Source organism: Halovenus amylolytica (assembly GCA_004015825.1).
In the GTDB taxonomy this organism is placed as follows: Archaea; Halobacteriota; Halobacteria; order Halobacteriales; family Haloarculaceae; genus Halovenus; species Halovenus amylolytica.
The window spans coordinates 26650-37135 of sequence record SAYS01000027.1 but is presented as its reverse complement, the minus strand read 5'-3'; the positions used below and the strand labels follow the sequence as shown (position 1 = coordinate 37135).

The window sequence follows — 10486 nt, the reverse complement described above, 5'->3', positions numbered from 1 at the left end:
CCACCGCTGTTGGATCGGCTAATCGAAGATGCCCAAAAAATCCATCAGCAGCGTCTCGTGCTTCAGGAACGACTGGCTACCGGTATCCAGCCAAGAACCGCAGAGGTGGCTTAGCTAAAGACGGATGACAAATAGGGACATTGTGCACACTGTTCGTGGTGTGAATGAACAAACAGTTGTTGATTTGATTGAAACGTATGATTCGTTCTAAAGTCGGGTTAGGCTGTTCTGTTTAGTAAAAATATCGTCGAGAGTTCATACTTCCTCACCTCCAGTGAGAAGCATCTTGATTCGCCTTCATCGAGGTGGGAAGTAGTTAGGTAAGATCTGAGATAATGAAGGAAAAAAGGTATTATGTGCAAAACTGTCACCCCTCACTGGGTTCCAGTTGCGCCCCCGGTCACCAACAGCATTCTTTTCGAATGTAACTCCCTCTCAATTAATATAGGTATTTATTATGTAGGATAATTTTGACCTCATAGCTCACAGTTAGACAGTTCTGTCAGGTTATGACTATTGTTGCCTACACCATACACAACGAAACCCTGAGAATGATAATATATTTATAATTCTGACTAGAATACAAATAATATTGAAAACGATCAATAGGATTTATTTTATATACCTATTGAAATATCAGGTATGGCAACATCAGAACCCGACCGAGTTGTTGAAGAGCTCACTCGACCAGTTGTGAAACTACTTCTTGCCCTAATTGGTTTATTCGTTCTACGATTTATTGTCGTTCGACTGCCGGGGTTGGAGACCCAGATACCAGGTGGAACTGCAATTACGTTTGCAACGCTGGCTGCTGCGGTCATTACACTCGTAATGATTGCTATCATTGTAAATTTCGGTCGTGAGTTGGAACCACGTCTTAACCGGGTACTTTCTGGACCAGCCGAAGTAGTTTCGGACATGTCCGAAGCAGTGAAACAAATTGTGTTTCTCGTAGCAATCTTTATCGCGTACGATGGAATGACCGGTGTTGCTCTGCCATTCTTAATACCTGATCCTGGACCCTGGGTGTACGATATATTCTTCCTTCTGGTTGCTTTAGTTCCAACAGTTATCATTGCGCAGCGGATATTTGGAAACATAGATGAAATCACAGATATACTAACCCAACAAGTTAAATCCGTAACTGTAGATAAAACTACTTGCCCATCGTGCTCTGCCTCAGTCCGTGCAAGTCTAGATTTCTGTCCAGAGTGCGGAGAGACCCTTCCTGATCAAAAGAAGGCTGTTGAACATGACGAAGACAGTTCTGTGTCCATTTGTCCAGAATGTAGCGCTGATGTGGAAGAGAATGCGGCGTTTTGTGGATCTTGTGGTACCGAAATAGCCACTGGAGGCCAAACTACAGCAAATGAGGGGCAAACTACAGCAAATCCTAGTAATCCGGACTGAAGATGAACTTTAACCGGAGCCGCCGGAATATACTGCAGGGTATTACAGGTTTGGGGCTTCTCCCGTTATTGGAACTGCAAGACAATACGTTTGAATCCCAACAGAATAAAGAGGTAGACAGTGGATCATCGTTGCCACCGCTGGCCTGGGAGTGGACTGGCGACGTGTCGAATCGTAACCAAGTCATCCATGACCTCGTTGAAACACAGGATGGTGCTATCGCCTGCGCTGGGATGGAAGGTAACGATTCAGGAGTACAAGACGTTCTATTGCAGAAAATAGACTCTTCCGGCGAACCGATTTGGGGTCGCACGTTTGGCGCCGATCAGAACGATGCAGCTCTCGGCGTTGTCGAGTCGGATAATGGATCGCTTGTGCTCTGTGGGGGATCGATGTCCGAGGGTTCGAATCTTATGGACACGACAGTCTGGCTGGCCGGTGCCGACGGTACCCTTGAGCGATCCGTGTCACTCGGGAGACCGGGGACGAACGATGCAGCCCATGCGATAACTCCCGGCGTTTCCAGTGGGTTTCTACTAGGAGGGGGAACTCACTACCTCGGTGGGGCCTTCGGTGACGGCGTAGGACGACTGGTCAAGATCGATGATGACGGCTTTGAAGAGTGGTCAACGACGATGGAAGACGGGTCTGCGGGTGAAATCTACGACGTTGCGACAACTGGTGACAGCAAGTATGCATTCGTGGGTACACGAGCCGGTGAGGATGATGAAGGACACGCGTGGCTAGGGGTTGTCGACCGTGACGGCGACCTCGAGTGGAGTAAAACGTACGGTGCGTCCGGCAGCAGGATCGGATACAGTCTGATCGAAACCGACGATGGCGGTTTTGCATTCGCGGGTACGACCCAGCCACCTGGACAGGATGAACCTCGAGCATGGGTCGTGAAAGTTGACCTTCGCGGCGATGTTGAATGGGAACGGACCTACGGGGGAACCGGACACGACGCGCTGGTATCGATCAACAAGGCGATGGATGAGGGCTACATCCTCGGCGGATGGACAGAAGATAAGGACGATGGGGACGTGGGTTGGCTACTCCATATTCATACTGATGGCGAACTAGTAGGAGAGCAAACCTACGGTGACAGTGGTCGCGACCGATTCAATAAGGTTGTCAAGATCGGCCAAGGATATTCGATAGGTGGGTTCACGACGGGTACTAGCAGCAACCCAACCGCTTGGGTAGCCAAAGCTGGTGAGGAATCTGATTCCGTAGACATCGCAATAACGAGAGAAAAAACGACGGTCAAATCGCCAGTTACTGTACAGGTAACAGACCCAGATGAAAATGAGTACGAATATCGATGGCGGGTTGTCGATATGCCCTCCGGAAGTTCACCAGGATTGCTACATGGTGAGAACGAGGCGGAGACACCGAACGGAGAATTTGTGCCAGGTATTGGTGTGATAAAAAATAAAGAGACGAAAGAGAAAACGCATGCAGTACTCCGGCCCGACGTACCCGGCACCTATACGCTCGAAATTGAAATCAGGAATGCGGACGGATCAGTAGTTAATCGTGATCAAATCGAGATTTCTGTCGACTCGGATTGGCTGACGCATGACAAGATGGATGATGGAGAATACCCAGGGTTCGCAGTTGATGGTATCGAAACCGCTTCGGAACTTGCTGAAGCCTACGCGCCTGTCTATCATTTTCATAGTGATGAAAAGTACTTCCCGACCCGGTTTGAAGCGTTCGTCGAGAATTCCGAACTTCGCTTCCGGACGACTCCGGAAACATCAATCACCGCCACTACTGTCGTCCCAAATAAACAGAGAATTGAAGACATCACGCTCCTCACCCTCGGTGACGAAACACTCGATCCAGACTACGAAATCACGAACCAAGCGAACGAACTGTTTTTGAAGAGTGGTCAGACAGATAATCCAGAACAGGCCTATCAAAACTATCAGAAGGAGTATCCCCCTACAATCCACGCGAGTGTGACTGGGACGGAATACGACGGAGAAGAGTACGTTGCGTTAACGTACTGGGCATTCTATCTGTTTGATCCAAAGAAAGGAGACGTGACAACGGATACTACCGATGCGATTAAGAGTCTAACTGACACCGATGCGATTAAGAGTGTATTAGCGGCACACGCCTCTGATCTCGAAACGGTGACGATTTTGTTCGATCAAACCGGACCGCAATGGGTTGCGGCCGCCCAACACTACAGTGGAGAGTTCATGCGGTGGCAAAAGGTTGCACACCAGGCCAAGGAAGGACCATTAGATGTGTATCCCGCGAAGGGAGCACATTCATCATTCCTCGTTAATACGCAAAGTGACAAGTACGAAGGAAATATTCCCGGTCAATACCGGTGGCTTCCTAAATGGCAATATCATCTTTATGTGTCAGATGCTGCTATTTCTGAAATAAATATCAAACCAACAGACACACTTGGTCCGGTCGGTGGCTTCTTTGGCGATGAAACGGGAAGTGCTACGACTTGGTCTTTCGAAGATGGTGACTACGACCTCGTTATGCTCTCGGATTCTGAGGGCGAAGACTGGCGAGATTTTGCAGGTAAATTCAAATCTGAGGGAGTCCTGCTAGAAGGAGGACCATTCCCTCATCAACGTTCTAAGAGATGGAATGATCCCGGTCAGTGGTTCCCCAACCACATGCTACCCGAACACGATGTACTTTCAGCAGGGGGAGGTCTGTCTAAAATTATAGATTATGTAACAAGAACGAGTTCGTTCGTGACTGATGAAAACAATAGAATTACATCGTTTGAAATAAGCAATTTCAAAAATCCCGGCGTAAAACCACACACATTCTATGTTACTGGCGAAATCACTACTTCCGGTTCTAATGATACGTCCCCCAGTGCAACAGAAACGAGGACTCAAGCTCCAATACTTGAATTCGAGGAGCCACTTGGCTGGAATGAGGATACCAGTATTACGATTCCACTCGAACAGTTGCCAGCAGAGGGAGAAATTTCGATCGATCTATCAATCCGAACCTATCCGGAACGCATCGTGAGCAATCTGAATACAAGCGATCAAGATACCATCCTCACCGTGAGCAAATCAACTGTTTTGGATCTTCCGAATATATCGGTTAGCTTCCCAAATATTGTCAGTGCCTTGGATAAGCAGGAGAACGAACCTGAAATCACGCCTCTCAGTAATCACGGGGGCGATGGTCGTAAAAATCAACACGAAGCCCAAGATTCTCATTCATTTTCCGGTCAAGAAAGAGTTGTCACGCCAGGTGACGATATCAAATCGAATCTAACAGTCACAAATGAAGGTGATACGCCTGAATCACTCTTGATAACGCTACTGATCGAAGAGACCCCAGGATCGCCTGTCGTTGATTGGCCGATTGATTCGAAAGAGGTCTCAATTGGACCAGGCGAATCCCAGGAAGTCACGCTATCCTGGGAGGTAACCGAGGAAATTCCGGAGGGGACGTACGATATGGTTACCGAGGTGTGGCTTGAAACCGACCCAGACAACCTGACAACACAGCTCAATAGCAAGCGCGACTCGAATGCGTTCGCTGTTGAAAAGCCAATGGGGGAATTAGATGTAACCTCCACGCCAGAGGAAGCGATGGTGACAGTGGATGGTGAAATATTAGGAGTAACGCCATTGAACGCAGACCTCCCCATTGGGACCTACGAAATAGCAGTCATAAACGAGGAGTATGAACCTGTGTGGGATGAGGTCTCGATCGATGCTGGCGAGACGACTGTCGTCTCGTTTGAGTTGCACCCTCTTGAGGAAGAAAAATCCTCCACAGACGTCGATAGCGGATCAGATGATGGCGGGACTGATGATGAGGATGCACTTCTTGATGAGATCAGATCACATCTCGATGTCGTAGTAGTGAGTGCGCTCGCTGGATTCGGTAGCGCCGGATATCTTATAAAACGACGGCTCACTTCCGAGGAAAATAACGAAAACAACCAATAGTAATTATGAAAAGAAGAACGTATCTGAAACGATCGGCAACAGTTCCAGTTTTACCAACCATTCCGATGGGAAAACGATCCGGCTCCGTACCGTTACAGACCTCGGGAGACGACGAGACCGGAACGTACCACGATATCGATTCGTCCGCGTTCCCCACTAACGTGACGGTCGGATGGATCAGCGATCGGTTCATCCAACTCAACGAAACGGACGCGCCGGTTGTCGGCCACGAAATCTCGTCCACGGCACTGGTGATGGAAGTCGCGGAAACGCTTGAAGAGTTCGATGTGCTCAAAACAGGTTTCGACTGGGATGAATTCGATTACACTGGTGCGGATGCGTTTTCACAGTTGTTCGCACCCCACGCATGGCCACTGCACGGATCCGTCACTCTCCCCGATGGCTTCTTCAACACTCATGTCATTGCGTGGGTAACCGGGATTCACGACGACTACTATAGCCCTGACATCGACGAAGGGGAAACCGAAGCTGGAGCTATTCCGTCCGATCGGTTGTTCTACGATCTTTACGGTCATGCTCCGTTCATGTTCGCTGTTATACCCGCAGTGGAGACGCCGGAGCCAGGGAGTGTGATCGATTTCGATGCGACTGTTCGGCATACGAACGGGGATGATAGTCATCTCGAAACTGCCCCAGATGGTGGGTATCTGGATATTGGAACCACCGAAACCAAAGACACCCTCCGGACTCCTGATACGGAGTGGGATCGTAACGCTGCAGCCGTTTTCACTGGTCTGCAACAACACCCACAGCCGCGGTTAACGACATCGGTCAATGCGCTAGAGTACGAAGATGATCTATTACGCCCCACTGGTGGATCAGTCGTCACAAAACGGGGGAGGGTATCTGACTCGACAGTCTCCTCTGACGACGTCGTACGGCGACACAAATTACAGAGCGAGGAACACGATATTCTCGTCGGTGGAACGCTTTCGCATTCGTGGGATGATGACGGACAATTAGACACGACTGGTCCGGTGAATGTCGCCATTGTTGTCGATACGTCCGGAAGTATGAGCGAGCGTGACGCCGGTATGACTCGCAGCGACGGAACGCCAATGTCCCGCATAGAAGCCCTGCGAGAGAGTTTGGTTCCAGTCATGGATCTGATTGAAGAAGACTATCAAACGAGTCTCGTCGAATTCAACTCGAGTGCTAATGTTGTACACCCTTTGACGGAAGTTGACAATGTTGCACGGAGTGAATTGAAAGGAAGTGTACGAGGGCTTGTAGCAGGGGGAGGGACAACGATAGGGGGTGGAATGCGACTCGGAATGGAAACGATTGCGGATGAATCGGGTGAGAAAACGATGATACTCCTTTCTGACGGCAAAGAAAACGAACCCCCATACGTTGACAACGTATTACCGGAAATTCGAAATGCCGGTATCAAAGTATTTACTATTGGTATTGGAGCGGACATCGATGAACAGCAGCTAAAATATATCGCCGATCAAACTGGAGGGGACGTCGAAATTGACCCAAATATCGAGGAACTGAGACGATTCTACTTCGAATTGGCGGAGGACGCGCAGAACCGTCAGACCCTTTCGAGTGCCGAAGAGAGGCTTGATCAAGGGGACCGTATCGAAGACGACTGCAAGGTTGACAGTAGTTGCGAAGATGCCCAATTTTCGCTGTCATACGAGGGAAGCGATATGAATCTGATAGTAGTGGATCCGAATGGAAACGAGATAGTGGAGCGCGGGGACGTAGCTCACCGTGAAGGTGGGGCTCACGAAGTTTGGTCAGTCAAAGATCCCGAACCGGGTCAATGGAATTACGAGGTTGAGGTAATCCAGGTCGATGCTCCCCAGGAGACGCTCACACAAGCAACTGCGGATTCAACCGTGGACGGCGAGCTTTTCGTATCTGATGACTTGTACGAAGCGACAGGGCTTCTCCGGATTCAACTTCTAGTTTCCGAAGGTTTCGAACGATATGTGGGCGCCAATGCACATGCTGAAATTACCCCGCCATCTGGTGCGAATGACGATATAATTGAACTCTCGCTGGACGACAATGGTTCCGGACCAGATGATATCACAAACGATGGCATATACTCGGGTTACTTCCACCCGACAGAAATTGGAGAGTACGAATTCAAAACAATTGTAGAAGGTGGTGAATATGAAGAACTCAAGCGCGAATTCATTGATCATGTTAGTGTATCCACTGTTATCGATTCTCCTGCTAAACCATACCAGTCTGAAGCTTCGTATTTTGATATAATCCAAGAGTATGGTCCACTTGCGGGAGCTCTCATACTAATGGCAGGTGTAATGTATACCGTTTTACGATGGTTGGAACCAACAAATGAATCGGTGTAAGGAGTAATTCTGATTGTACGTGTTACCCCCGAGAATTCTACGGTCGGTACAGCGTAATTTCGTGAAACCATCTCATTGTCGCGGACAACTCGTTTGAGTTCGGCGTATGGATTGCGTCCCTGCTGGCAACTATACGCTGTCGGAACATTTGGATGTGGCCGTTGCTCATCCAACCAAGCTGACGCTGATCGCTGACACTGACAAAAAGACTGATCGTATCGATGCCAAAGAGTTAGCTCGGATGGTTCGGCTTGATGCAGTGCCAGAAAGGTACGTCCCGCCAGAACAGATCAGGGAAGCCTGCGCACTCGTGCGCGGGCGACAGAAGTTGGTCGAGAACCGAACCAATTTTGCGAACAAGGTACACGGTCTCCTTTCCGAACACGGGATCACTGAAGATATCAAGCCGCTGAGTGTCTCGGGGCGAGAGTCCCTGCGGGACCTCTCGCTCCCGACGCCGTGGGACGAGTTACTCACGTCGTATCTGGAGATAATCGAAACCCTCACCGATGAGATTGACCGGCTTGAAGCTGCAATCGAAGACCGCGCTGGGTCTCTGCGCGAGACCCAGCTGCTCATGTCGATTCCTGGCGTGAGCTACTATTCGGCGCTGATGATCTACGCATAGGTTGGCGAGGTGGATCGGTTTGACCGAGACAAAGAAGTGGTGAGCTACGCTGGATTGAACCCAGTGATCCGCGAGTCCGGCGACTCGCGGATCAAGGGTGGGATTTCGAAACGAGGATCACGCCAATTACGTTGGATCCTCGTCCAGTGTGCACGTACAGCTGTCCATACCTGTGAAGATGCGTATTTGAGCCGATTCTACGATCGGTTAGCGGGAAAGAAAGGGTCGCAGAAAGCAATTGTTGCGACGGCTCGGAAACTGCTCGTCTCTATCTACCACATGCTTGATCGAGAGGAGGTGTATGATCCACCAGGTGTAAGTAGCTGAGCACCGCCGAGCGGCGGCGCTCGCAGGCCGGGTCGTAGGCCGCACCAGCCACAGCTACAGCACAAGATGTCTTCCGCCTGCCACAGTCTCAGGATTGTATCGGGTCGTGGTATTGTGGTTCTCGTACCTATCCTCAGTACAGCCTTGTTTCATGGTAACAATTATGTCGCTCACGGTGGTTTATTTAGGTAGCAGAATTTCCATAGGTAAAGACGGATGATCCCCGACCAAAGTAAGCATTTGGCGTGTGAGTATCCACCGTTGACACTGGACACTTCACGCGGCAGAAAGTGGTTGATATATGCTTTGAGGATGCCCGTATTCATACTCCGACTCTCTCAGTCGAACAACTAATTACTGCCCCCAAGGTTTCACAGAATTCCACCTGGTGGTAGTTCTAGAATGATCTACTGGATACGATCTCTGTATGTAGCAGCGATTCCGAGCAGGTTTTAAGAATTGCAACAGGGCCGATATATCTATCACGAGGATGTCAGAGCAAACGGACAGAGAGACACGCCAGTTATCGGACGTGAACGACCGGCGGGCTGACTCAGTATACTGTACTCCAATATCGCTAGTTGTCCACTCTGGCTCAAGGGACCAGTTGCTAACAAATAGCGGTCAGAATGAAGCGACTGAATCATTCGTGTAATTCAAACTGTCTGCTAATATATAGAGTGCGTTGGCGTTTAACAGTTCATTTTATTTGAAAACGTACGCAGAACCTGCAAACCTTCCGTTTGGGTCCTCGTCAGCCACTGCTCCAATGAGTGCGGCGGAACCGTCGCTTGCCAGTGACGCCGAGAAGCCGAACCCATCGCCTTGATCGCCGTCATTGGCAGTGAGTTTGGCTACCTGTTGCCATTGACCTCCTGTGTCTTTGAAGACATACGCTGACCCTGCCTGCTCGCCGTTTGGGTCCTCGTCACGCGCTGCTCCAATGAGTGCGGCGGAACCGTCACTTGCCAGTGACACCGAATAGCCAAACGCATCGCCTTGATCGCCGTCATTGGCAGTAAGTTTGGCTACCTGTTGCCAGTTTCCACCAGTTTCCTCAAAGACGTACGCCGCCCCATTTTCGTCGATGCGGGCTCCAATGAGTGCGGCGGAACCGTCGCTTGCCAGTGACACCGAATAGCCAACTGGGAATTCCAACCCTTCAGAAGTTTCACTCTCAGCGGTAATTCTGGCTCCCTGTTGCCAGCTTCCACCAGTTTCCTCAAAGATGTACGCCGCCCCATTCCCGTCGTCGCGGGCTCCAACAAGTGCCACGGCACCATTGGATGCTATCGATACCCCCCCACCGTATCTATCATATGTGTTTCCCCCATCAGGTGTGAGATCTGTTATCTGTTGCCAGTTTCCATCTTTTTCTTCGAACACGACTGGTGAACCTATGACAGTCCCAACGATAGCTGTGGTGCCGTCAGCAGCTATAGACGTTGAGCAGCCAAATTCATTATTCTGCCTACCGTTCTCATCAGTAAGTTTGGAAACTTGTTCAAACGAAGAGAATTGAATAGCATCTGAGCCATCACCATTATTTTCATCTCCATCTTCATTTCTATCATCCTCATTGGCGGGAGAGTCCTCTTCTACATCAGTGTCGTCACTTTCCAAAGCGCCACACCCAGCCATTCCAACTGTTCCAACACCTGCAACTATTGCGAGAAGCCTCCGTCTCTGTGATGAAACCATAAAAGGAACTGTCTTTCTCTGTATGTAGTTATTATAAGTATAATCAAGTATTCAATTATTATAACATGCGCCCGCATTGGTCTTTAGTTAGATTTTACACCTCGGTTGTATAG

At 49.6% G+C, this 10486-nt stretch carries 4 protein-coding genes and 1 pseudogene; 4 read left to right on the top strand and 1 reads right to left on the bottom strand.

The genetic code is table 11. The annotated features are described in order from the left end of the window. Positions 1–642: 642 nt before the first annotated feature. The 4 genes and pseudogenes from EOW68_RS17020 to EOW68_RS17005 form a co-directional block, all read left to right on the top strand. Entirely contained in the window at positions 643–1410 is a 768-nt protein-coding gene (locus EOW68_RS17020) for a double zinc ribbon domain-containing protein (protein WP_128226358.1), read from the top strand. A gap of 68 nt (positions 1411–1478) precedes the next feature. Next, a complete protein-coding gene (locus EOW68_RS17015) occupies positions 1479–5366 on the top strand; it encodes a PEGA domain-containing protein (RefSeq protein WP_431359027.1) in 3888 nt (1295 codons plus the stop codon). Between the two features lie 161 nt (positions 5367–5527). Then, the gene (locus tag EOW68_RS17010; protein WP_407040445.1) at positions 5528–7717 is read left to right on the top strand and encodes a VWA domain-containing protein; all 2190 of its coding nucleotides are present in this window, start codon (positions 5528–5530) and stop codon (positions 7715–7717) included. A gap of 133 nt (positions 7718–7850) precedes the next feature. Next, positions 7851–8672: pseudogene (locus tag EOW68_RS17005) on the top strand (IS110 family RNA-guided transposase); the annotation flags it as partial. A gap of 705 nt (positions 8673–9377) precedes the next feature. Here EOW68_RS17005 and EOW68_RS17000 read toward each other — a convergent pair. Then, positions 9378–10373, bottom strand: a complete 996-nt coding sequence (locus tag EOW68_RS17000; RefSeq protein WP_128226355.1) for an FG-GAP repeat protein — start codon at positions 10371–10373, stop codon at positions 9378–9380. Positions 10374–10486 lie beyond the last annotated feature (113 nt).